Annotated in this window: 19 protein-coding genes; all 19 read left to right on the top strand. The window is 64.0% G+C overall.

The genetic code is table 11. The annotated features are described in order from the left end of the window. The first annotated feature begins 307 nt into the window (after positions 1 to 307). The 19 genes from Q8R81_RS09960 (at position 308) to proC (ending at position 23,165) form a co-directional block, all read left to right on the top strand. A complete protein-coding gene (locus Q8R81_RS09960; protein WP_305617374.1) occupies positions 308 to 814 on the top strand; it encodes a division/cell wall cluster transcriptional repressor MraZ in 507 nt (168 codons plus the stop codon). Further along, positions 811 to 1,800: a 16S rRNA (cytosine(1402)-N(4))-methyltransferase RsmH gene (gene rsmH, locus Q8R81_RS09965; protein ID WP_305617376.1), complete on the top strand. Its 990-nt coding sequence runs from the start codon at positions 811 to 813 to the stop codon at positions 1,798 to 1,800. Before Q8R81_RS09960 ends, rsmH begins: the two co-directional genes overlap by 4 nt. Continuing rightward, positions 1,797 to 2,498, top strand: coding sequence for a hypothetical protein (locus tag Q8R81_RS09970; RefSeq protein ID WP_305617378.1), 702 nt, complete (start codon positions 1,797 to 1,799; stop codon positions 2,496 to 2,498). Before rsmH ends, Q8R81_RS09970 begins: the two co-directional genes overlap by 4 nt. After that, complete coding sequence (locus tag Q8R81_RS09975) at positions 2,495 to 4,240, top strand: penicillin-binding protein 2 (protein WP_305617380.1); 1,746 nt, start codon at positions 2,495 to 2,497, stop codon at positions 4,238 to 4,240. Before Q8R81_RS09970 ends, Q8R81_RS09975 begins: the two co-directional genes overlap by 4 nt. Next, a complete protein-coding gene (locus tag Q8R81_RS09980; RefSeq protein ID WP_305617382.1) occupies positions 4,237 to 5,685 on the top strand; it encodes a UDP-N-acetylmuramoyl-L-alanyl-D-glutamate--2,6-diaminopimelate ligase in 1,449 nt (482 codons plus the stop codon). Before Q8R81_RS09975 ends, Q8R81_RS09980 begins: the two co-directional genes overlap by 4 nt. Further along, a complete protein-coding gene (murF, locus tag Q8R81_RS09985) occupies positions 5,682 to 7,151 on the top strand; it encodes a UDP-N-acetylmuramoyl-tripeptide--D-alanyl-D-alanine ligase (protein ID WP_305617383.1) in 1,470 nt (489 codons plus the stop codon). The genes Q8R81_RS09980 and murF overlap by 4 nt, the downstream gene beginning before the upstream one ends. Further along, complete coding sequence (mraY, locus tag Q8R81_RS09990; RefSeq protein ID WP_305617385.1) at positions 7,152 to 8,216, top strand: phospho-N-acetylmuramoyl-pentapeptide-transferase; 1,065 nt, start codon at positions 7,152 to 7,154, stop codon at positions 8,214 to 8,216. After that, positions 8,213 to 9,544, top strand: a complete 1,332-nt coding sequence (gene murD / locus Q8R81_RS09995; RefSeq protein ID WP_305617387.1) for a UDP-N-acetylmuramoyl-L-alanine--D-glutamate ligase — start codon at positions 8,213 to 8,215, stop codon at positions 9,542 to 9,544. The genes mraY and murD overlap by 4 nt, the downstream gene beginning before the upstream one ends. After that, positions 9,541 to 10,776 carry an FtsW/RodA/SpoVE family cell cycle protein gene (locus tag Q8R81_RS10000; RefSeq protein ID WP_305617389.1) on the top strand — a complete coding sequence of 412 codons (1,236 nt, stop codon included), beginning with the start codon at positions 9,541 to 9,543 and terminating at the stop codon, positions 10,774 to 10,776. Before murD ends, Q8R81_RS10000 begins: the two co-directional genes overlap by 4 nt. After that, positions 10,773 to 11,939: an undecaprenyldiphospho-muramoylpentapeptide beta-N-acetylglucosaminyltransferase gene (murG, locus tag Q8R81_RS10005; RefSeq protein WP_305617391.1), complete on the top strand. Its 1,167-nt coding sequence runs from the start codon at positions 10,773 to 10,775 to the stop codon at positions 11,937 to 11,939. The genes Q8R81_RS10000 and murG overlap by 4 nt, the downstream gene beginning before the upstream one ends. Then, positions 11,936 to 13,348, top strand: coding sequence for a UDP-N-acetylmuramate--L-alanine ligase (murC, locus tag Q8R81_RS10010; protein ID WP_305617393.1), 1,413 nt, complete (start codon positions 11,936 to 11,938; stop codon positions 13,346 to 13,348). The genes murG and murC overlap by 4 nt, the downstream gene beginning before the upstream one ends. Positions 13,349 to 13,449: 101 nt before the next feature. Continuing rightward, positions 13,450 to 14,319, top strand: coding sequence for a UDP-N-acetylmuramate dehydrogenase (murB, locus tag Q8R81_RS10015; protein ID WP_305617395.1), 870 nt, complete (start codon positions 13,450 to 13,452; stop codon positions 14,317 to 14,319). Continuing rightward, positions 14,316 to 15,257 carry a D-alanine--D-alanine ligase gene (locus Q8R81_RS10020; RefSeq protein WP_305617397.1) on the top strand — a complete coding sequence of 314 codons (942 nt, stop codon included), beginning with the start codon at positions 14,316 to 14,318 and terminating at the stop codon, positions 15,255 to 15,257. Before murB ends, Q8R81_RS10020 begins: the two co-directional genes overlap by 4 nt. A gap of 3 nt (positions 15,258 to 15,260) precedes the next feature. Beyond that, positions 15,261 to 16,226, top strand: a complete 966-nt coding sequence (locus tag Q8R81_RS10025; RefSeq protein WP_305617399.1) for a cell division protein FtsQ/DivIB — start codon at positions 15,261 to 15,263, stop codon at positions 16,224 to 16,226. 9 nt (positions 16,227 to 16,235) lie between these two features. After that, the gene (ftsA, locus tag Q8R81_RS10030; protein ID WP_305617401.1) at positions 16,236 to 17,516 is read left to right on the top strand and encodes a cell division protein FtsA; all 1,281 of its coding nucleotides are present in this window, start codon (positions 16,236 to 16,238) and stop codon (positions 17,514 to 17,516) included. Positions 17,517 to 17,711: 195 nt separating this feature from the next. Beyond that, on the top strand, positions 17,712 to 19,142 hold the full coding sequence (gene ftsZ / locus Q8R81_RS10035; RefSeq protein WP_305617403.1) for a cell division protein FtsZ: 1,431 nt from the start codon (positions 17,712 to 17,714) through the stop codon (positions 19,140 to 19,142). A 64-nt stretch (positions 19,143 to 19,206) separates the two neighbouring features. Further along, a complete protein-coding gene (locus Q8R81_RS10040; protein ID WP_305617405.1) occupies positions 19,207 to 21,468 on the top strand; it encodes an SPOR domain-containing protein in 2,262 nt (753 codons plus the stop codon). A 201-nt stretch (positions 21,469 to 21,669) separates the two neighbouring features. Further along, positions 21,670 to 22,173 carry a YbjN domain-containing protein gene (locus Q8R81_RS10045; RefSeq protein ID WP_305617407.1) on the top strand — a complete coding sequence of 168 codons (504 nt, stop codon included), beginning with the start codon at positions 21,670 to 21,672 and terminating at the stop codon, positions 22,171 to 22,173. A 185-nt stretch (positions 22,174 to 22,358) separates the two neighbouring features. Then, complete coding sequence (gene proC / locus Q8R81_RS10050; protein WP_305617409.1) at positions 22,359 to 23,165, top strand: pyrroline-5-carboxylate reductase; 807 nt, start codon at positions 22,359 to 22,361, stop codon at positions 23,163 to 23,165. Positions 23,166 to 23,189 lie beyond the last annotated feature (24 nt).

The following is a 23,189-nucleotide window of genomic DNA, read 5'->3' on the forward strand; positions in this document are numbered from 1 at the left end:
TGGGAGCGGGAAACTGCGGGACAGCCACGGGCCGGAGAATCATGTTCGATCAGGACGCAGGGGATTCCGGGGGTTATTCGTGCCACTATTTGCGGCATGCTATGGTTACTCGCGCGTCAATAAGTAGAAAAAATGCTACGGATTCATAGATAGTCCGCGTTTTCCCGCATTTTCCCCTTTTCGCCCGCGCTATCCCGCGTTAGTAGTTCCTTTCATCGGGACGAACTCCAGTCGCATCCACGGGGGATGAGTCGGCATTGCGCGAAGGCGTGTTGCCGAGCGAGGGAGCTTTTCGTCCGCGAGCGGGGTGTCACGCGTGACGGGAGGGCCGGTAAATCTGGTAGGACAGGGCTTTTCGCCACGCGGCGAAAAGGGCCGCTTTGTCCTGCCTGCCGACTTCCGCGCCGACATCTTCACAGCTTCTGCCAACGCCCGCGTCCTCTGCCTCGACAAGCATCCGCGCCTGCCGTGCCTCACCGGCTTTGGCCTTTCCCGCCTTGCCGATTTCGCCGCCGAAATTGACCGTGAGGAAGAGAAGAAGCTGCGGCTTGGCCAGGATTTTGACCGCGATGCTGCCGAGGGGCAGGTCTATGGCTTCTATCGCGCCAGCTATGACGACAGCGGTCGGTTCGTGCTGCCCGATTATCTGTCCGAGTTGGGTCAAGTGGAGGACGGCCTCTATTTCCACGGTGGTGGCCGCCAAATCACCATCTGGAACCCGCGCATCCTTTTCGAACAGGGCGAGGCATGGGCCATCGCCCAAGCCGGTTGCCGCGCAAAGATGGCCGAAGCTGCCAAGGGGAAGCGCAAGTGAGCGCCCCTGAATTGACGCGCGCGCCGCACATTCCCGTTTTGCTTGATGAAGTCGTTACCGCGCTGAACCCGCAGGCCGGTGACCTGATCGTCGACGCCACGTTCGGCGCGGGCGGCTACACCCGTCGCCTGCTGGAATCGGGCGCGACCGTTCATGCCTTTGACCGCGATCCCGATGCGATTGCGGCGGGACAACTCTGGGGAGAAACCGGTGGAGAAGAGCCACGCCTCATTCTCCATCCGCGCCGCTTTTCCGAATTGGCAGAAGGGCTTGCTGACGTAGGGATTGCGGGCGTGCACGGCGTCGTCTTCGATATTGGCGTCAGCTCGATGCAACTCGATCAGGCGGCGCGCGGCTTTGCCTTCTCCTCCGACGGTCCATTAGACATGAGGATGTCGCAGGACGGTCCGAGCGCGGCTGATTTCCTGAATGAAGCCAGTGAGGAAGATATAGCGGACGTCCTCTATCGCTACGGCGAGGAGCGCCAGTCGCGCCGTATTGCCCGCGCAGTCGTCGCTGCCCGCCCGCTCACCACCACCGGCCAGTTCGCCGCTGTCGTGCGCAAGGCCGTCGGCTATCGCCCCGACATAAAGGGGCCGAAGGCGCAGAAGGATCCTGCTACACGCAGCTTTCAGGCCGTGCGCATCCACGTGAACGGAGAGCTGGACGAACTGATCCAGGGCCTCGCCGCTGCTGAAAAGGTGCTGCTGCCCGGCGGTCGCATCGTGGTGGTCAGCTTCCACAGTCTTGAAGACCGCATCGTCAAGCAGTTCCTCCGCGAGGCGGCAGGCGCGCTTCCGGCAGGCTCACGCCATATGCCCCAGATTGCGACAAAGTCCGTTGCAGTGTTCGAAAAGCCGTCAGCGGCGATCCGCCCTTCGGCAGAGGAAGAAGCGCGCAATCCGCGTGCCCGCTCGGCCACGCTGCGCTGGGCCGTGCGCACCGCCGCACCTGCGCGGGAAACAATGGGGAGGGCAGCGGCATGATCGCATCGGCTAATCGTCTCCGCTCGGTCGGCTGGCTGGTCCTGCTCGGGCTATGCCTTGCGCTCGTCCTCGTGCTGGCATTCCGCGTCAACGCACTGCGCAGCCAGATTCACCAGACCGAATCCCGCATCGTCGCACTGAAGCAGGAAAAGCTGTATCTCGAAACCGAGTTCGAAACGCGCTCCAACCAGCAGCAGCTCAAGGTCTGGAACGATGTCGAGTTCGGCTATGCCGCGCCCGGCGCAGGCCAGTACCTTGAAGGCGAACGTCAACTCGCCGCCCTCAGCGTGCCCACCCTGGCCGATGCCCCCGCGCCGATCCGTGTGGCGAGCGTCGACGACAGCGTGATCGCGTCTGCCGCGTTCCCGGCGATGGTCTCCCCGTTGTCGGGCAAGCCACTGGACGCCAAGGCTGAGAAGATCGAGGCAAAAGCGGAGCCGCGCACTGCCAAGGTCGTCCATGACGAAGCTGTCGAAACGCTCAACGAACGGCTCGGCAAAGTCGTCGATTCGCGCCCGCGCAAGCCGGTGCTGAACGAGACTGCATCTGACAAGGACAAGCCAGCGGCGAAAAAGGCCAACAAGCCTGCCAAGGTGGAAAAGGCCGTCGCCGCTGCGGATAAGTCGAAGACCAAGGGCAGCAAGGCGGCACCTGCCCCTCGCGCAGCCAAGGGCAAGGAGGCTAAGGCAGCCAAGTGAACGCACTCACTGCTTCCGCCGCCATCGCCTCAGGCCGGGTCAAGCTCGCCAACGTCCGCCAGCGCTCGCTGGTAGAGGCGAAAGTGCGCGTGCTGGTCGTCGCGTTCCTGTTCCTGTTTGCAGGCTTCGCAGCCTTCGCCCGCATTCTCCAGCTCGGCTTCTTTGAAGAAGCACCGGAACGGCGCTCGCTCGCCGAAGCGCTGCTGCCCCCGCGCGGCGAGATTACTGACCGCAACGGCGTGCCGCTGGCGCGCGCGTTCCCAGCCTATGCGCTGTGGTACAATCCCAAGGCGTTCGGTGAAAAGGGCCAGCCACTGGTCAAATCGCCCGAGGAAGTTGCCACTGCGTTGATGCAGATTTTCCCCGATGCCGACCAAGCCGATCTGCTGCGTCGCCTGAAATCCGACAAGCCCAGCTACCTGATCCGCCGGGTCATGCCCGAAGAGGCCAACCGCATCTTCGCGCTTGGCGAACCCGCGCTCGAGTTCCCGCGTGAGAACCAGCGCTACTATCCACAAGGCTCGCTCGGCGCGCACGTGCTCGGCTATGTCGATGGCGAGGGCAAGGGCCACGTCGGTATGGAGCAGGTGCTGGAAAAGCAGTTGCTCGATCCTGCACAGCGTGGCCGCCCCGTCTCGCTGTCGATCGACATGCGCGCGCAAGGAGCGCTTGAGGACGAACTTGGCCGGGGCATGATGGAGACCGAGGCCAAGGGCGCGGCGGGTATCATTCTTGATGTGGATACCGGCGAAGTGGTTGCTTTGGCCTCGCTGCCTTCGTTCAATCCCAACCGTTCGGACATGGCCTACAACGATCTGGTGTTCAACAAGGTCACCAATCAGGTCTACGAACTCGGCTCCACCTTCAAGCCGCTGTCGGTCGCCGCAGCGATTGATGCAGGCGTGGTGACTGACCTTTCGGTCCGCTATCCCGCCAATCGCCCGCTGGAAATCGGCGGCTTCCGTATTCGTGACAGCCACCCCTTCGGTGCCTCGCTCAATGTGCCAGAGGCCCTGATCCACTCGTCCAACATCGTCACTGCGCAAGTGGCAGACAAGCTGGGCGGGCCTGCGTTGAAGAAGACAATGGCCGCGCTCGGCATGAACGAGCGGCCCTATATCGAACTGCCTGCACGCGGCTTCCCGCTTTGGCCGCGCGGGCATGAGAAGTCCGGCGAATGGGCGCGCATCACCACAATGACGGTCAGCTACGGCCACGGCATCGCGGTCACCCCGCTCCACCTTGCCGCCGCTTATGCCGCGATGGTCAATGGCGGCGTGTGGCGTCCTGCCACGCTGTTCAAGGTCGATCCGGCAAAGGCCCCCGAAGGCCGCCGCGTGTTCAAGGCCTCCACCAGTGCGCGCATGCGCCAGTTGCTGCGCATGATTGTGGTCGATGGCACCGGTAAATCCGCCAACGCTCCCGGCTTCCGCGTTGGCGGCAAGACGGGTTCTGCGGAAAAGCCCGGCGGCAAGGGCGGCTACAACCGCACGTCGCTCGTTGCTACCTTTGCCGCTGCATTCCCGATGGACAAACCGCGCTATGTCGTGATCGCCATGCTGGATGAGCCAAAGGGCACCGCGGCGACCTCGTTCCAGCGTACTGCCGCATGGAATGCCGGTCCCATCGTTGGTCGCGTAATCCCCCGCGTCGGCCCGTTCTTGGGCGTTGTGCCTGATGACACGCGCGACATCGACATCTCCGATCTTTCGCCGCTGGTCGGCAATGGAAATGGCGAATGAAGCTCGGGCCGATCCTTGAAGCTGCGGGCTTTCCGGCAGCAGGCGGTGATGCAAACGTAACCGGCTTTGCCATCGATCACCGCAAGGTCGCCCCTGGCACGGTATTCGGCGCATTCCCCGGCGCGCGCTTCAATGGTGAGGATTTCATTGCCGATGCGGTGAAGGCAGGCGCCGTCGCCGTGGTCGCGCGCCCTGAAGCAATGGTCGAAGGCGCCGTCCACGTTGCCGATGCCGAACCGCGCCGCGCCTTCGCGGCGCTGGCCTCGCGCTTTTTCCAGCCGGTGCCCGAAACCGTCGTCGCCGTCACTGGCACCAACGGCAAGACTTCCACGGTCGAGATGACACGCCAGATCTGGCGCATGGCGGGCCATTCAGCGGCCTCTATCGGCACGCTGGGCGTCACCACGGCGGATGAAAGCGTCTCCACCGGCCTCACCACGCCGGATATCGTCACATTCCTTTCGAACATGACCGGCCTTGCCCGCGAAGGCGTGACGCACGTTGCCTATGAAGCCTCCAGCCACGGCCTCTCGCAGTTCCGCAACGAAGGCCTGCTCGTTGTGGCAGGAGCCTTCACCAACCTCAGCCGCGACCATCTCGATTATCACGCGACGATGGAAGAGTACTTCGCCGCCAAGATGCGCCTGTTCGATCATGTGGTCGCCGATGGCGGCACAGCGGTGATCTGGGCGGACGATGAGTGGTCGAAACGTGCAATAGGTCACGCGCAGAAGCGCGGCTTGCAACTGTTCACCGTCGGCCGCAACGGAACCGCAATCCGCCTTGTCGGCCGCACTCCCACGCAACTGGGCCAGACGCTCGATATCGAATGGCAGGGCAAAGCGCGCAAGATCGCCCTGCCGCTGATCGGTGCCTATCAGGCCGCAAACGCGCTGGTTTCAGCGGGCCTCGCGCTTGCCTCGGGTGGCGATGCCGCCGCGGTGTTCGATGCGCTGACACGCCTTCAGCCCGTGCGCGGACGGCTTGAACGCGCCGCCATCAACCGCGCCGGCGCGCCGGTCTATGTCGACTACGCCCACACGCCCGACGCCATCGAAGCCGCTATCGACGCACTACGCCCGCACGTGCAGGGCCGCCTGATCACCGTGTTCGGCGCTGGCGGAGATCGCGATGGCGGCAAACGCCCGGAAATGGGCCGTGCCGCTTGTGCCGGGTCCGATGTGGTCATTGTCACGGACGACAATCCACGCGGCGAAGATCCTGCGGCCATCCGCGCCGCCGTGTTCGCCGGGTGTGATGGCAAAGCGCGCGAGATCGGTGACCGCCGCACCGCCATCGCCGCCGCCATTGCCGATGCAGGACGCGACGATATAGTGCTCGTCGCTGGCAAAGGGCACGAACAGGGACAGATCGTGGGCAGGGGCGATGCCATGCGCGTCCTGCCGTTCGATGATGTCGAGGTTGCCAGGGAGTGTACGACATGACCGCTCATCCCGCCTTGATAGCATGGCCTGAGGACCCGTCCGATGCGGCGGGTCTTGCGCTATGGACCAGCGACGAAATCGCAGCTGCCACCGGCGGGCGCGCCAGTGCCCCGTTCGCGGTCTCGGGTGTTGAAATTGACAGCCGGGATGTGGTGGACGGTGATCTGTTCTTCGCGCTGAAGGGTGAAACTTCCGACGGTCACCGCTATCTCGAAGGTGCCGCCGGTCGCGGCGCGCCCGGCGCAGTGGTGGAACACGCCACGTTCGCCCCGCACGTGCTGGTGCCCGATACGATGGCCGCACTCGAAGCGCTGGGGCGCCATGCCCGCGCGCGCGTCGACGCCGGGATCATCGGCGTCACCGGCTCTGCGGGCAAGACCGGCGTCAAGGAAGCGCTCTACGCTGCGCTGGATCGCGCAAGCCGGGGCCGCGCCCATCGTTCGGTCAAGAGTTACAACAATCATGTCGGCGTGCCGCTCAGCCTCGCCCGCATGCCCGCTTCCACCCGTTTCGGCGTGTTCGAGATGGGCATGAATCACGCTGGCGAACTTGCCGCGCTGACGCGGATGGTTCGCCCGCACGTGGCCATCGTTACCACCATTGCGCCAGCCCACATCGGCCATTTCGCCGGTGAGGAAGACATTGCCGATGCGAAAGGCGAAATCTTCGAAGGGCTTGAACCCGGTGGCATTGCCATCATCCCTGCCGACAGCCGCCACCGCGAACGCTTGCGCGCCAAAGCCTGCCAGCATGCCGCGCGCGTTGTCAGCTTCGGGATCGCGGCCGACGCGGATGTCCGCCTGCTTGATGCCGTGCCCGCACCCGGCGGCGGCACGCTGGTGACGGCAGACCTCGGCGGTCGCAAGGTTTGCTACACGATTGCGCAACCGGGCGAACACTGGGTTGCCAATTCACTGGCAATCATGGCGGCGGTTGATGCCATTGGCGGCGATCTCGGCGCGGCAGGTCTCGCCCTTGCGGAGATGGAAGGCCTTGCCGGTCGCGGCGCGCGCCACACCATCCCGGCGCAAGGTGGTGACGCTTCGGGCAAGGCGCTTCTGATCGACGAAAGCTACAACGCCAACCCTGCATCAATGGCGGTAACGCTGCGCCAACTTGGGCAAACCGTCGCTACGCGCCGCGTCGCCATCCTTGGCGCGATGCGTGAACTGGGGGCTGACGAAGCGCGCTACCACGCGGACCTCGTCGGCCCGATTGCTGAAGGGAAGGTCGACCGCCTGATCCTCGTCGGCCCCGAAATGGCGGCATTGGCGCAAGCCTTGGGGAAAAGCGGCAATGCCTCGCTTGCCGCCCGAATCGATGTGGCGCATGTGCAGACGGCGGCCGAAGCGGCAGAATGTCTCGCGGCCGATGGCGTGCGTGGCGGTGATGCCTTGCTCGTCAAGGGGTCGAATTCGGTAGGTTTGGGCGCGATCGTGCGTTCGCTTGCCGCCAAGGAACAGTGAATGCTCTACCAGCTGGCCGAATGGCTGAATTTTGAAGGTTTCAGCAACCTCATCCGCTACCAGACGTTCCGTGCCGGCATCACGCTGCTGACCGCGCTCGTCATTGGCCTGATCATCGGGCCGCGCTTCATTAACATGCTGCGCGTGCGGCAGGGCAAAGGCCAGCCGATCCGCGAGGACGGCCCCCAATCCCACCTCGCCAAGCGCGGCACGCCCACGATGGGCGGGTTGATGATCGTGACTGCGCTTTTGCTGTCGCTGCTATTGTGGATGGACGTAACCAGCCACCTGTTGTGGGCCTGCATCGTCGTCACGCTCGGCTTCGGGCTGATCGGCTTTCTGGATGACTATGACAAGGTCACCAAGTATGCGCACAAGGGCGTGCCTGCCAAAGTGCGCCTTGCCGGTGAATTCGTCGTCGCCGCTGTTGCGGCGTGGCTCGCTGTAGGTGAAACGAACCTCTATGTGCCGGTGTTCAGCAACCTCTACGTGCCGCTCGGGCCTTTCTATTACCTTTTCGCGATCTTCGTGATCGTGGGCGCGGGCAATGCCGTCAACCTGACTGACGGGCTTGATGGTCTGGCGATTATGCCCGTGATCATTGCTGCAGGCACTTTCGCGATCATTGCCTACCTTGCTGGCCGCGTGGACTATTCCTCGTATCTCGGCATTCCGCACGTGAAGGGTGCAGGCGAACTGGCGATCTTCTGTGCAGCGATGATGGGGGCGGGGCTGGCGTTCCTGTGGTTCAACGCGCCGCCTGCCGCCGTGTTCATGGGCGATACCGGCAGTCTCGCGCTTGGCGGCGCACTCGGTGTCATCGCCGTTGCCGCCCATCACGAAATCGTGCTGGCCATTGTCGGCGGGCTGTTCGTGATGGAAGCCGTGTCGGTGATCGTGCAGGTTGCGGTCTACAAACGCACCGGCAAGCGGGTGTTCCGTATGGCTCCGATCCACCACCACTTCGAACAGCTCGGCTGGAAGGAATCGACCGTCGTGATCCGCTTCTGGATCGTGTCGATCGTGCTCGCACTGATCGGCCTTGCCACGCTGAAGGTGCGATGATCGTCTCGTCTGCCTTTTCCGGCAAACGCTTTGCGGTGCTCGGCCTTGCCCGTTCGGGGCAGGCCAGCGTCGAAGCGCTGCTGGCGGGCGGGGCAGACGTTACCGTGTGGGATGCCCGCGAAGAACCGCGCGCAGCCTATGAAGGGCGCTGCCAGATTGCCGATCCGCTGACGATTGACCTCACCGGCTTTGCGGGCGTGGTCGTCAGCCCCGGCGTGCCGCTCAACCGTCATCCCATCGCCGCCCATGCTGCATCCTTCGGTGTGCCGGTGATTGGCGATATTGAACTGTTCGCACAGGCCCGCGCCGATCTTCCGACACATCGCGTGGTTGGCATCACTGGCACCAACGGCAAATCGACCACCACGATGCTGGTCCACCACATCTGCCATGCCGCAGGGCTGGAAGCACGATTGGGCGGTAACATCGGCCTGCCGATCCTCGGGCAAGAACCACTCCCGGCAGGCGGTGTTTATGTGTTGGAACTGTCGAGCTACCAGATCGACCTGACGCAAAGCCTCGATTGCGATGTCGCTGCGCTGATCAACCTCAGCCCCGATCACCTTGACCGCTACGAAGGTTTCGCTGGTTACGCAGCCGCCAAAGCCCGCCTGTTCCAGATGCAAGGCCCTCGCAACGATGCAGTATTCGGCTGCGGTGACGAACATACATTGGCCATCGCGCGCGAAACATCTGCACGCCACGATGTGGGCTATGTCCATGTGGTGCAGCCCGACGCGCTGGAAGGGCAGGGCGCTTGGCCCTCACTGCAGGGTCCGCACAACCTGCAGAACGCAGCCATCGCCGTGGAAATCGCGCAGCATCTTGGCATTGCCGAGGGGGTCTGGCGGCCCGCCCTTGCCAGCTTCGTCGGTCTGCCGCACCGCATGGAGCGGGTCGCTGAAGCGGATGGCGTGCTGTTCGTGAACGACAGCAAGGCCACCAACGCAGCCTCTACCGCGCCTGCGCTTGGCGCTTACCCACGCATCCACTGGATTTTGGGTGGCCTGCCGAAAAGCGACAATCTGGACGAATGCGCACCCTATTTCGGCAATGTGGTCGCGGCCTACACCATCGGTGAAGCCGGACCGATGTTCGCCGATATTCTCGATCCCCTGATGCCCGTCACCCGCAGCGAGATGATGTGCGATGCGGTGCGCCAGGCGATGGACGCATCGCAGCCCGGCGATGTCGTCATGCTGTCTCCGGCCTGTGCCAGCTTCGATCAATTCCGCGATTTTGAGGCGCGTGGCGACAGCTTCCGCCAGATCGTCGAGGCATTGATCGAAGATCGCGAAAGCCCCTGTCCTCCGGGAACCGGCAAATGAGTACCGCGCCCACGCCCACTCGCCTTGTCACCACCACCACACCCGATGGCGGTGTGCGCGTCACAGGCCACGGCGCGCGCTTCCGCCGCACCCGTCGCAGCGAATTGCTGATCTGGTGGCGCGAGATTGATCGCGTGCTGCTGACGTTGGTCTTCTCGCTCGTGGCCATCGGCTGCATTGCAGTTGCCGCTTCGTCGCCTGCCAGCGCGCATCGCCTTTCGACCACTGCAAAGAAGCTGGCCGACCTTTACTTCTTCTGGGCGCATTTGCGCTGGGTTGCGGTCGGCATGGTGGCAATGTTCTTCGCCTCGGTCCTGCCCAAGGAAGCGGCGCGGCGTGCGGCCATCCTTCTTGCCGCCGCTATGGTCATTGGTTTGATGCTCGTCCCGCTGGTCGGCAGCGAAGTGAAAGGCGCGCGCCGCTGGCTGTGGCTCGGTTTCAGCCTACAGCCTTCAGAGTTTCTCAAACCCGGTTTTGCCATTGCGATGGCCTGGGTGCTGTCGTGGCGCGTGCGCGATCCTAACCTACCGGTTATCCCTATCACCGTTGCCATGATGGCGCTGGTCGGCGCATTGCTGATGGCGCAGCCTGATTTTGGATCGACAGTGCTGTTCGGCGGCGTGTGGTTCGTGCTGGTGCTGCTCTCGGGCCTGTCGCTTACCAAGATCCTGTGGTCGATGGGCGCGGGCGTTGTCGGCGTGATTGCGGCCTATCTGTTCTATCCCAATGCCACCAATCGCATCGACAGCTTCCTGTCGGGCGGCAGCGAGTTCGATCAGGTTGATCTCGCCATGCGCACACTCACCAACGGTGGGTGGAGCGGCACTGGCCTCTGGCTCGGCAGCCGCAAGAACGCCTTGCCCGAAGCTCACACCGACTACATCTTTTCGGTGATCGGAGAGGAATTCGGGCTGATTGCCTGCGCGGTCATCGTGATGATCTATTGTGCAATCGCGCTGCGCGTGCTGATGCGCCTGCTTGACGAGGACGACCTGTTCACCATCCTTGCCGCTGCCGGGTTGACCGCGCAGTTGGTGGGGCAGGCGTTCATCAACATCCTCGTCAACCTGCAACTGTTCCCATCGAAAGGCATGACCTTGCCGCTGATCAGCTATGGCGGATCGTCAACCATCGCGCTTCTCCTTGGCGTCGGGCTGCTGCTCGCGATCACGCGGCGCAACCCCTATCTCTCGCGTGAGAAGTTCGACATTTCGGAACTGGTGCGCAAATGAGCGGCGCTTCACGGCACTACGTCCTCGCTGCAGGCGGCACCGGCGGGCACCTGATCCCGGCGTTTGCGCTGGCGGTAGAGCTAGAGCGGCGCGGCCATCACGTGGCTCTGGTCACGGACGACCGCGGCGCAAAGATCCCCGGCAAGCCCGATTTCATGCCCGCACACGTGCTTCCCGCCGGGCGTATGGCCAAGAACCCCGTCGCCATGCTCAAGGGCCTGCGCGCCATCTGGCAAGGCCGTGCGATGGCGCTGCGCCTGTTCGAAAGCTTCCAGCCCTCCTGCGTGATCGGCTTTGGCGGCTACCCCGCATTGCCCGCACTGCTGGCGGCGCGTGCGGCAAAGATCCCGACGGTGATCCACGAACAGAACGCCGTGCTGGGCCGCGTGAACCGCTACCTTGCAGGCCGCGTCGACGCCATCGCCACCGCCTATGCCGAGATCGACCGGCTCGATCCCAAGCTTTGGGGCAAGGTCCACCGCGTCGGCAATCCGGTGCGCCCCGAAGTGCTGGCCCTGCGTGGTGAGTCTTTCCCCGAATTCACCGACGACAGCCTGCTGCGCGTACTGGTGACCGGCGGTAGCCAAGGCGCATCGATCCTATCCGAAGTCGTGCCCGATGGCCTCGCCATGCTCCCGCCCGCGTTGCGCCACCGCCTGCAAGTGACGCAGCAGTGCCGCCCGGAAGACCTCGAAGCCGTCCGCGCACGCTATGCCAATCACGAAATCCCTGCCGAACTCGGCACCTATTTCGAAGACATGCAGGCGCGCCTTGCCGGAGCGCACCTGTTCATCGGCCGCGCCGGAGCCTCGACCATCGCCGAACTGACTGCCGTGGGCCGTCCCGCCATCCTGATCCCGCTGCCCATCGCCACCGATGATCACCAAGCCGCCAACACGCGTGAGATGGTGTCGGCAGGCGGCGCGCGGGCGATCCGCCAGTCCGGCTTCACCCCCAAGGAACTTGCCAAGCAGATTCAGGTCATGGCCCAGCATCCCCAAACCCTTGCCAATGCCGCCCACGCCGCGTGGAACTGTGGCCTGCCCAATGCCGTCAGCGATCTTGCCGATCTTGTAGAAAGCTTCGGCGGCGATCCAATCATGGACGTGATCCGCGTGGACAAGCGCAGCCCCGCCACCTCCGGGCAGGAGCAGCTGGCATGAAGGGCGTCGGCACCGAAATCGGCACGATCCACTTCGTCGGCATCGGCGGCATCGGCATGTCCGGCATTGCCGAAGTTATGCACAACATGGGCTATGCGGTGCAAGGGTCCGACATGGCCGAAAGCTATGTCGTTGATGGCCTGCGCAAGCGCGGCATCAAGGTCCTGATCGGTCAGAAGACCGAAAACGTCGATGGCGTGGCCGTGGTCGTAACCTCGACAGCTGTAAAGCGTGACAATCCCGAAGTCGTCGCTGCACTCGAAAACCGCATCCCGGTGGTCCGCCGCGCGGAAATGCTGGCCGAACTGATGCGGCTGAAAAGCACCGTTGCGGTCGCGGGCACGCACGGAAAGACGACCACCACCTCGATGATCGCATGCCTGCTCGATGCTGGCGGCGTTGACCCGACCGTGATCAACGGCGGCATCATCAACTCCTACGGCTCCAATGCCCGTCTGGGTGACAGCGACTGGATGGTGGTCGAGGCTGACGAGAGCGACGGCTCGTTCCTGCGGCTCGACGGCACGCTGGCGGTGGTCACCAACATCGATCCCGAGCACCTCGACCACTACGGCAGCTTCGACAAGGTGAAGTCCGCCTTCGTCGAATTCATTGAAAACGTGCCCTTCTATGGCGCGGCCATGCTGTGCATCGATCACCCCGAAGTCCAGGCGATCATCCCCAAAGTGCGCGACCGCCGCGTGGTAACCTATGGCTTCTCCGCCCAGGCTGACGTGCGCGGCGAGGCCGTGACACCGATCCCCGGCGGCAATCGCTTCGATGTCCTGCTGCGCCAGCGCGATGGCTCGTTCCGCCGGATCGAGGGTATCGAACTGCCCATGCCGGGCCGCCACAATGTCCAGAATGCACTCGCGGCCGTGGCCGTGGCAGCGGAAATGGGCGTGTCGGACGAACTGATCTGCACCGGCTTTGCGAAGTTCGGCGGCGTAAAGCGCCGCTTCACCAAGGTTGGCGAAGTAGCAGGCGCCACAGTCATCGACGATTACGGCCACCACCCGGTCGAAATCCGCGCCGTCCTCGCCGCCGCGCGTGAGGGCGTGCAGGGCAGGGTGATTGCCGTGGTGCAACCGCACCGCTTCACCCGTCTGCGCGATCACATGGAAGAGTTTCAGGGCGCATTCAACGATGCCGATGTGGTCTATGCCGCGCCGGTTTACCCTGCGGGCGAACAGCCGATCGAAGGCGTGGACAGCGCCGCAATGGTCGAAGGTGTCAAGGCGCGCGGCCACCGCAGCGCGCATCTCATCGCCGGGCCGGATGCATTGGCCAAGGAACTCGCTGCCACCGTGCAGCCGGGTGACATGGTTGTCTGCCTCGGCGCTGGCGACATTACGAAATGGGCCGCCGGGTTGGCCGATGCCATTGCGGCTGAGAGGGCTGCGGCGTGAGCGGACAACGTCCTTCGACAGGCTCAGGACGAGCGGATGTTGGGTTAAACGCCTTTCCTGAACCCGCTCGTGCTGAGCTTGTCGAAGCACCGCAGCGCAACGTGCGGGGCAAACTAACCCCCAACGCTCCGCTTGCCCCACTGGTCTGGTTCAAGTCCGGCGGCACTGCCGACTGGCTGTTCGAGCCGAAGGGCGTGGCCGACCTCCAAGACTTTCTGGCCAACCTCGCCCCGGACGTTCCGGTCATGGCGCTCGGCCTCGGCTCCAACCTTATCGTCCGCGATGGCGGGGTTCCGGGCGTGGTCATCCGCCTCGGCAAGGCCTTTGCCAAAGTGGAGAAAGTGGACGAAGTCACACTCAATTGCGGCGGCGGTGCCAGTGGCATCCTCGTTTCCTCAACGGCGCGCGACAACGGCATCGCTGGGCTGGAATTCCTCCGCTCGATCCCCGGCACGGTCGGCGGTTTCGTGCGCATGAATGGCGGTGCCTATGGCCGTGAGGTCAAGGACGTGCTGATCGATTGCGACGTGGTAATCCGCTCGGGCGAAATCGCCACGCTGCCGCTGTCGGAACTCGGCTACACTTACCGCCACTCAGACCTCACCGACGGCTGCATAGTTGTTGCCGCGCGCTTCCGTGGTGAACCCGGAGATCCGCAAGCGATCCAGACCGAAATGGACCGCATCAGCGCCGCGCGCGAGGCCTCGCAGCCGCTGCGCTCCAAGACTGGCGGCTCCACGTTCAAGAACCCTGATGGCAGGAAGGCCTGGGAACTGGTCGACAAGGCCGGTTGCCGAGGGCTGACCATCGGCGGCGCGCAAGTCAGTGAAAAGCACACCAACTTCCTCATCAACACCGGCACTGCCACCAGCGCCGAAATCGAGGAACTGGGTGAGGAAGTCCGCCGCCGCGTGAAGGACAGCGCAGGCGTGGACCTCGAATGGGAAATCAAAAGGATCGGCCGCAAGTGACTCTCCCCATACTCCACGTCGCCGTCCTCATGGGCGGCTGGTCGAGCGAACGCCCGGTAAGCCTGATGTCGGGCGAGGGCGTTGCCAAGGCTCTGGAATCAAAGGGCCACACGGTTACCCGTATCGACATGGACCGCGATGTCGCGCTGCGCCTGTCCGAAGCCAAGCCCGACGTCGTATTCAATGCGCTCCACGGGACGCCGGGCGAGGATGGCACGATCCAGGGCCTGATGGATATTATGGGCCTGACCTACACTCACTCGGGCCTTGCCACTTCGGTTATCGCAATCGACAAGGAACTGACCAAGCTGGCACTCGTCCCCCACGGCATCCCCATGCCGGGCGGGCGCATGGTCAAAACGGCGGACCTCTACAAGGCGGACCCGCTCCCGCGCCCTTACGTGCTCAAGCCTGTGAATGAAGGCTCCTCGGTCGGCGTCGCCATCGTCACGGCAGACGGCAACTACGGCAATCCGATCAGTGCAGAGAGCAAGGGGCCGTGGCAGGAATTCGACCAGCTTCTGGCCGAACCCTTCATCCGCGGCCTTGAACTGACCACAGCCGTCATCGGAGACCGCGCCCTCCTCGTCACCGAACTGCGGCCTAAATCCGGTTTCTACGATTTCGATGCCAAGTACACCGATGGCATGACCGACCATATCTGCCCGGCTGAAATCCCCGACGAGATTACCGACGCCTGCCGCCAGATTGCCTTGCGTGCGCACCAGTTGCTTGGCTGCAAGGGCACCAGCCGCTCCGACTTCCGCTGGGATGATGAACACGGCGTCGAAGGGCTGTTCCTGCTAGAGGTGAACACGCAGCCCGGTATGACCCCGCTCAGCCTCGTGCCCGAACAGGCGCGTGCACTGGGCATGGACTATCCCGATCTGGTCGAGGCGATCATCGCCGAGGCCCTTAAGGACGCAGGAAAGGCCTGAATCATGGCGCAGACGATCAAGCGAGGCGGAAAGGGTGTGCGGCGTGCAGCAGCGGCGCGCACAACGCAGCGCAAGGTCCAGACTGCGCGCAAGCAGACCGGATCGCTGCTCGACAGCGTGATGGTGTGGATGCCGTTCAGCGAAGAGACGCTGCACCGCGTCGCGATGGCGCTCATCCTTGCGGCCACTGTGGCCATAGTCTGGACCGTCGCGGTCATGGCAGGCGTTCCCGCGCTCGCTTCGGAACAGGCCGCGCTGATTGCGTCGGATGCCGGGTTCAAGGTCAGCCACCTCGAAGTGCGCGGCGTCAACCGCATGAACGAACAGAAGATCTACGAAAAGATCCTCGGCCAGAATGACCGTGCGATGACCACGCTGAATCTTGCCGCGCTGCGCGATGAATTGAACGACATTTCATGGGTCAAGGATGCGCGCGTCTCGCGCAAGTTGCCCGATACCCTGGTGATCGACATTGTCGAACGCAGTCCCCACGCGGTGCTGCGCAAGCCTGACCGGCTGGTGCTGATCGACGATACCGGGGCTGAACTTGAAACGGTCAAGCCTGATCGCGCCAAAGGTATGCTGATCCTTACGGGCATGGCTGTGGGCCAGCGGGTGCAGGATCTCACCCATCTGCTCGATGCTGCCCCCGCGCTGAAGCCGCAAGTGGCCGAGGCCGAATGGGTGGGTAACCGCCGCTGGAACCTGACCTTCAAGACCGGGCAAGTCCTCGTCCTTCCCGAAGGTGACGAGAAGTCGGCAGGCGCGCTGCTCAGCTTTGCGCGCATGGATGGCGTCAATCGCCTGCTCGGCGGCAAGGTTGCCGCGTTCGATATGCGCGCAGCAGACCGCATCTACATGCGCGTGCCGGGCCATGCCGAGGAACAGGCCGAAGAAAAACGCGCCGCCGCCCAGGCCAAGGCCGAAGCCAAACGCATCGCCGCCGCCGCCCGCGCTGACGAGGGCTGATCGTACCAGATGGCCACCCCGCGCATCACCAAGGTTTTTGCTGCCGTAAACATCGGCTCTTTCCGCGTGTCCGCAATGATTGCAGGCCTTTCGGAAACGGGCGAGATGGTCGTGCTCGGTTCTGGCCATCGCGCGGCGCAGGGGATCAAGCGCGGCTATATCACCGATATGCAGGCCGCGACGCACTCGGTCCGCGATGCGATCGAACGTGCCGAGAAGATGGCCAATATCGGCATCCAGAAAGTGTGGATCGGCTGCTCGGGCGCAGGCCTTGGCAGCACCACCGCCAAGGTTGAAGTCGACATCGGTGGCCGCCGCATCGAACAGGACGATATTGAACACCTGCTCGTGGCCGGGCGCGAAGTGATAGAGCCCGATGGCCGCACCGTTCTCCACGCTCAGCCCGCGCACTACACGCTCGATGGCGCACACGGCGTGCCCAATCCCAAGGGCCTCCATGCTGAACGGCTGGCCGTCGACATCCACGTCATGCTCGCCGATGGCGCGCCCATCCGCAACATCCGTGAAGCGGTGCAGAACGCGCATCTCGATGTGGAAGCCGTGGTTGGCTCGCCCATTGCCGCTGGCCACGCTTGCCTCACGCCAGAGGAGCGCGAACTCGGCGTCGCGCTGGTCGAATTCGGCGCTGAAGTGACAACTGTGTCCGTCCATGCCGCAGGCATGCTGTTGGGCATGCAGGTCATCCAATACGGGTCGGGCGACATTACCGATGCCATCGCCTCAGCCTTCGGCATCCGCCGCTATCAGGCAGAGCGCCTCAAATGCATGTCCGGCTCGGCCATCGCCAGCCCCGCCGACCATCGTGAGATGATTCCGGTCAACGCGCCTGGCGATCCCGAAGGCGGTCCGGTCGCGCGCCATGCCGATGACAAGAACCGCATTCCGCGCGCCGAACTGATTTCGGTCATCACCCAGCAACTCGGGTTCTTCACCGAGGAAGTATCAAAGTCTCTCAAAGCGATGGGCTTCGTCGGTCAGACCGGCCAACAGGTCGTCCTAACGGGCGGCGGTGCGCAGTTGCCTGGCCTTGCCGACTATGCGCAAGCGGCGCTTGGTCGCCCGGTCCGCATCGGCTCTCCGCCAACGATGGTAGGCCTGCCTCCCGGCCATGCGACTCCAAGTTCCACGACTCTGGTCGGCCTCGTGCTCTTCGCGGCGGCTGATCCGGTCGATATCCGAAGCATCGGCCCCGCCTACACGCCTGACGGCACTTACAAGGGCGTAGGTCTGCTCAATCGGCTCGCACGCGCGGTAAAAGATTACTTCTGAACGGCGTTTTCCACCGTTCCGGCCCAGAATAGCCGGAAACATTAGCCGTCATAGTGCTGCAACCTGTGGAAAAGGTTGTGGAGCCTTTGATTCGACAAGCCTGCTTGTGCAACAGGTTAATGTGAAATTGTCCAATCGCGCCAAAGACCGGAAACGGCCCACGGCGATAGCACTGACCCGCTTGGGAGACCGACTATGAGCATCAACATCGGACCGCCGGCCATCGACGAGCTTCGGCCCCGCATCACGGTGATCGGGGTCGGCGGTGCAGGCGGCAACGCCATCGCCAACATGATCAACGCGCAGATCGAAGGCGTCGAATTCATCGTCGTCAACACCGATGCGCAGGCGCTGAACAACGCCATCGCTGAAACCCGCATCCAGTTGGGGCCTGACATCACGCAGGGGCTTGGCGCAGGCGCACGTCCCGAAGTGGGCCGCGCCGCTGCCGAAGAAACGCTTGAGGAAATTGAGCGCGCGCTTGATGGCGTCCACATGGTGTTTATCGCGGCTGGAATGGGCGGCGGCACCGGCACTGGAGCCGCTCCCGTCATCGCCGAAGCGGCGCGCCGCAAGGGTGTGCTGACCGTCGGTGTCGTTACCAAGCCGTTCCTGTTCGAAGGCACGCGCCGCATGCGCGCTGCGGATTCGGGCATCGAGGAACTGCAGAAGCACGTCGATACGCTGATCGTCATTCCCAATCAGAACCTGTTCCTGATTGCCAAGGCGGAAACGACCTTCAAGGAAGCGTTCCAGCTGGCCGACGAAGTTCTGCAGCAGGGCGTCCGCTCCATCACCGATCTCATGGTCATGCCGGGCCTCATCAACCTCGACTTTGCCGACGTCCGCTCGGTCATGGGTGAAATGGGCAAGGCGATGATGGGGACGGGTGAGGGCGAAGGCCCCAACCGCGCACTCGCAGCCGCCGAACGCGCCATTGCCAACCCGCTGCTCGATGGCGTGTCGATGGCCGGTGCCAAGGGCGTGATCATCTCGATCATCGGTGGCGATGATATGAAGCTGCTTGAGGTTGACGAAGCCGCCAACCACATCCGCGAACTGGTTGATCCCAACGCCAACATCATCTGGGGTTCGGCTTTCAATCCCGATCTCGATGGCAAGATCCGCGTTTCCGTGGTCGCCACGGGCATCGAACAGAGCAACGAACAGGCCGAAATCGCCTCGCGCCCGGTCTCGATCCCCGGCACCTCGCGCGGCCCTGCCGTGCCTTCGGCGGCACCGGCCGCGCCGGCCTACACCCCGCCGCCTGCGCCAGAGCCTGCGCCTGTGCCTGCGCCTGCTGCCTTTGCCGCCCCGGCGGCACCTGCACCCGCGCCGGAACCGGAAGCATTCGATCTTACACTCGATCTGACGTCTTCTCAGGAAGAGCCTGTCGCACCGTCTTCGGACGAACTGTTGCTTGGTGATCCTCAGGCAGCGCCAGAGCCAGCGATGCCGCGTCTCAGCCGCAGCGAAGAACCAGCCCCGGCAAAGCCTGCTGGCGGCAGCACCCTGTTTGAACGCATGGCCAATCTTTCGCGCGGAAATCGGCCGGAAGATGAAGACAGCGATGAGGGCGGCTCGCTCAACATCCCGCGCTTCCTTGGGCGGCAGAACAACCAGTAAATGCGATGAGCGGCGGCACCGGTTGCCGCCGCTTCATCTGCAATGATGTATTGAGCGCGGCTGGATGACAAATCGCTTCCCCTTCGCGCAAGGCTCACGCCTCGCCGCATCGCTGCTGCTCGCCGCAGTTTCTTCGCACGCGCTCGCCCCGCAAGCACTCGCGCAGGCCGGTCCTGCAACCGTCTCGCGCCCGGTTGTTCAATCCACTGCGCCAAGCCCGAGCCGCGAACTGAACGCCGCGCTCGCGCTCCTCGCTACTGATCCGCGCAATGTTGCCGCGCTGTCCGATGCTGCCGAAGCTGCGCTCAAGCTGGGTGACAGCGATGCCGCAATTGGCTTCCTCACGCGGGCTGATGAAGTGCAGCCCGGCAATGCGCGCACCAAGGCGCTGATCGGCAAGGCGCACCTGGCCGCTGAAAGTCCGGTCGACGCCATCCGCGCCTTCGATGAGGCCGAGCGTGCCGGTGCCGAAACATTCAGCATGGCCGCCGAGCGCGCGCTTGCCTACGACTTGGTGGGCGACAATGGCCGTGCCCAGCGCTGGTATCAGGTCGCTCTCAGCCGTGGCCCGAATGATGAGATAACGCGCCGTTTTGCCATGAGTCTCGCCATATCCGGGGACCGGCGCGGGGCGGAAACCCTGCTCGCTCCGCTGATCGAGAAGCAGGACCGTGCCGCCTGGCGCACCCGCACCTTCGCAATGGCCGTCACCAATGGCGCGGACGAGGCTGTGGCCATTGCCTATGCTTCAATGCCGCAGGATCTGGCTTCTGGCATCGCGCCCTATCTGCGCTTCATGCCGCGCCTTACCCCTTCACAGCAGGCCGCCGCCGCCAATTTCGGCCGCTTTCCGCGCGCGGCTGAAATGGGCCGCGATGATCCGCGCGTGGTGCAGTACGCCGCGCTCAATCCTCGTGCCCCGCGCGGTGCCGAAGCGGGCCTGATCCCCGCAGGTGCGCCGCTTGGCCCATCCAAAGCGTCGGCGTCAGAAAAGCCCAGCCGCGAAAAGCGCCGTCGCCCGGGCCGTAGCGATGAAAAGACCGTGCTTGCGCAAGCCGCCCCGCGCACCACCGTCCCAGCGTCTGCAGCTTCGCAGCCTGTAACCGCCCAGCCCGTTACGCCACCGCGCGCCACCACGCCACAGCGGCCTCCGGTGCTATCAGCTCTTGATGTGCCACCCGGCACGCAGCGTCCGCCGGTCCCGCCGATTCGTCCTAGCGGCAGCGCGGCTGCTCCGGTCCAGTCTGTCGCCTTGCCTCAAGCTGTCCCACCGGCCACGGTTCCGCCAGTCCGCACCGCCGCGGCCGCCACACCGCCGCCCTTACCGGCACAGGCACGGGCACAGGCACCCGCAACGCCGCCAGTCAGACAGGCTGCGGAGCCTCCCGTTGCCACGCGGCCAACCGCGCCAACATCGGGCAGCTTCAATCTCGCACAGATTGGCAGCACCACCGTCACAACCTCGCCACCTGCCGCGCCTGCAGCGGTTACGCCAATCGCACCTGCGCCAACAAAGCTTGCGGCAACGGCGCTCCCGGCCACGAACCTCGCGCCTGGCACACCTGATCCGGTCCCACCTGCGTCGGCGTCTGCTTCATCCGTGCCTGCATATACCTCGGCCGGGGCTTCATTTGCCCAACCGGTTGCACCAAGCCCTGTACCAGCGCCAGCTTCGGCACCCGCCGCGCCCCAGCTTTCTGGCTCCGCGCTTGCCCAAACCGGCGCAGCAACGGCGTCACCAACGCCCGAGCCAGCGCGCCCCGTCGATTTTGCGTCCTTGTTCAAGACCTTCGAGCCGCCAGCTGAGGAGCGGGCAGCTACAGTCGCTGCTGTCGATATCACGCGCCTGCCGCCCAAGCCTGCACCCAAGGCCGATCCGCGCGGCGAACGTCCCGATGGACCGACCGACGTCTCGCGCACGCCAGCCAAGGAAGCTGAAAAGCCCGCCGCCAAGGATGCCAAAACTTCGGCCAAGGACGCTAAGGCAGCCAAGGACGCTAAGGCAGCCAAGGATGCCAAGGACGCCAAGGCTAAGAAAGCTCAGCCCAGCCACCCCAGCCGCATATGGGTGCAAGTGCTGACCGGCGCGAACAAGGGTGTGATGGACAGCGAATGGCGTCGTCTCGTGAAGGAAGCGCCTGCACTGCTACGCAGCCGAAAGCCGTACCTTTCACCGTGGCGCAGCAATTTCCGTCTGCTCACCGGCCCGTTCGAAAGCGAGGCAGCGGCGCAGGAATTCGTCACCAAACTTGGCAAAGCCGGCGTTTCCAGCTTCCAATGGACCAGTCCTGCGGGGCAGGCTGTCGATACGCTGGCCCTCAAGTGATGGCCTTGTTCTCAGACAGTTGTTCACCCCTTGTCCACAGCTTTCCCACAAGCTTGTCGAGTTTTGCCCAACCGCCTGTTAACCCGTGATTGTCGGGGCGGGGTGTTACCCCCATTGACGGTTTGAGCAGCAGGCAGGACATTTCGTCCCGCCCGGGCCAACCAGCCGAGGAGGCCCGATCACGTGTTCAGGGGACGGACGATGCGGACCGGTCATGACGAGAACGAGCGCGAGGAGGCAGCGCCCGTCGACATGATCGCGTCGCTGTTCGAAGCGCGCGGCTGGCCGTGCGAATTCGTGTCAGACGATGAAGTTACCGGGGAAATTCAAGGATCTTGGGCGAATTATCAGCTGCGTGCCATCTGGCGGGTTGAAGATCACGTCCTGCAGATTCTCTGCCTGCCCGATATTCGCATTCCCGATGACAAGAAGGCGGCCGTTTACGAACTGATGGCGCTGATCAATGAACAGGTGTGGATTGGCCATTTCGATATCTGGTCAAACGGCGCGGTCCTGCTTTATCGTCACGGCCTGATGCTGGGCGACGAAGGCCTGCTCAGCATCGGTCAGGCCCAGTCCGCTATTGAGGCGGCGGTGGACGAATGCGACCGTTTCTACCCGGCGTTCCAGTTCATCCTGTGGGGTGACAAGTCCCCCGCCGAAGCCCTCGCCAGCGCAATGGTGGACGCTGCCGGAGAGGCGTGAACGCCTAGAACCAAGGTATTGCGCCCCCGCGCAGGCGGGGGCCTCAGGCGTATCACGAAGCATCAGCGTAAACCTTCTGAGGCCCCCGCCTTCGCGGGGGCGCGCGGCGTCTGGCAAGTTTTGACATTGCGATGGACCGTCCACAGCGCCAATGAGCGCCCATAAGCGACTCAAGGAACCCGCCCATGACCAAGACCTTCCTCCAGTTCGGCTGCGGCAACATGGGCGGAGCCATGCTCCAGGGCTGGCTCGCTGGCGGCATCGCGCCTGAAACCTTCACCATCGTCGATCCGTACCTGAACGCCGCACCGGACGGTGTCCGCTTGCTCAAAGCTGCACCGCAGGGCGAAGGAGCGTTCGACGTGGTCCTGCTCGGCTTCAAGCCGCAGCAATTGCCCGATGCCGCCTCATCGGTGCGCCCTTTCGTCGGCACCAACACGCTCCTGCTGTCGATCCTGGCAGGTGTCGATCTCGCCACCCTGCGCAGCGCTTTTCCCGAAGCGCGCGCCGTCGTGCGGGTGATGCCAAACCTTGCCGCCGCGCTCGGCAAATCACCCATCGCTCTGGTTGGCGATCGCGATGAGGCCGCCCGCGCACAAGTCGATGCACTTATGGCACCCCTAGGTCAGGCCGAATGGTTGAGCGCGGAGGACCAGATGGATCTTGTCACCGCACTTGCCGGGTCCGGCCCCGCCTTCGTCTATCGCGTGATCGACGCTTTGGCACAGGGTGCCGCTGCCCTTGGCCTGCCGCGCGATCAGGCAGACCGGCTGGCACTGTCGATGGTCGAAGGCGCAAGCATGCTCGCAGCAGCGTCCGAACACAGTCCCGGAGAACTCGCTCGCCGCGTCGCAAGCCCCGGCGGCGTGACGCAAGTTGGCATCGATGTGCTCGACAAGGACGCCCGTCTGGTCTCGCTGATGACCGACACTTTGCGCGGCGCAAGGGATCGCAGCGCCGAGATGACAGAGCAGGCGCGGGCCTCCGCGTAAGCCTCGCAACAATTCGTTACAAAT

Source organism: Novosphingobium sp., from assembly GCF_030696665.1.
GTDB lineage: Bacteria > Pseudomonadota > Alphaproteobacteria > Sphingomonadales > Sphingomonadaceae > Novosphingobium.

Bases quoted from the DNA above. Each gene is read 5' to 3' on its own strand.
- ftsZ (WP_305617403.1), top strand. From the start codon at position 17,712: ATGAGCATCAACATCGGACCGCCGGCCATCGACGAGCTTCGGCCCCGC.
- Q8R81_RS10040 (WP_305617405.1), top strand. From the start codon at position 19,207: ATGACAAATCGCTTCCCCTTCGCGCAAGGCTCACGCCTCGCCGCATCG.
- Q8R81_RS10000 (WP_305617389.1), top strand. From the start codon at position 9,541: ATGAGTACCGCGCCCACGCCCACTCGCCTTGTCACCACCACCACACCC.
- Q8R81_RS10025 (WP_305617399.1), top strand. From the start codon at position 15,261: ATGGCGCAGACGATCAAGCGAGGCGGAAAGGGTGTGCGGCGTGCAGCA.
- murG (WP_305617391.1), top strand. From the start codon at position 10,773: ATGAGCGGCGCTTCACGGCACTACGTCCTCGCTGCAGGCGGCACCGGC.
- ftsA (WP_305617401.1), top strand. From the start codon at position 16,236: ATGGCCACCCCGCGCATCACCAAGGTTTTTGCTGCCGTAAACATCGGC.
- Q8R81_RS10045 (WP_305617407.1), top strand. From the start codon at position 21,670: ATGCGGACCGGTCATGACGAGAACGAGCGCGAGGAGGCAGCGCCCGTC.
- proC (WP_305617409.1), top strand. From the start codon at position 22,359: ATGACCAAGACCTTCCTCCAGTTCGGCTGCGGCAACATGGGCGGAGCC.
- murC (WP_305617393.1), top strand. From the start codon at position 11,936: ATGAAGGGCGTCGGCACCGAAATCGGCACGATCCACTTCGTCGGCATC.
- Q8R81_RS09980 (WP_305617382.1), top strand. From the start codon at position 4,237: ATGAAGCTCGGGCCGATCCTTGAAGCTGCGGGCTTTCCGGCAGCAGGC.
- mraY (WP_305617385.1), top strand. From the start codon at position 7,152: ATGCTCTACCAGCTGGCCGAATGGCTGAATTTTGAAGGTTTCAGCAAC.
- murF (WP_305617383.1), top strand. From the start codon at position 5,682: ATGACCGCTCATCCCGCCTTGATAGCATGGCCTGAGGACCCGTCCGAT.
- murD (WP_305617387.1), top strand. From the start codon at position 8,213: ATGATCGTCTCGTCTGCCTTTTCCGGCAAACGCTTTGCGGTGCTCGGC.
- Q8R81_RS09970 (WP_305617378.1), top strand. From the start codon at position 1,797: ATGATCGCATCGGCTAATCGTCTCCGCTCGGTCGGCTGGCTGGTCCTG.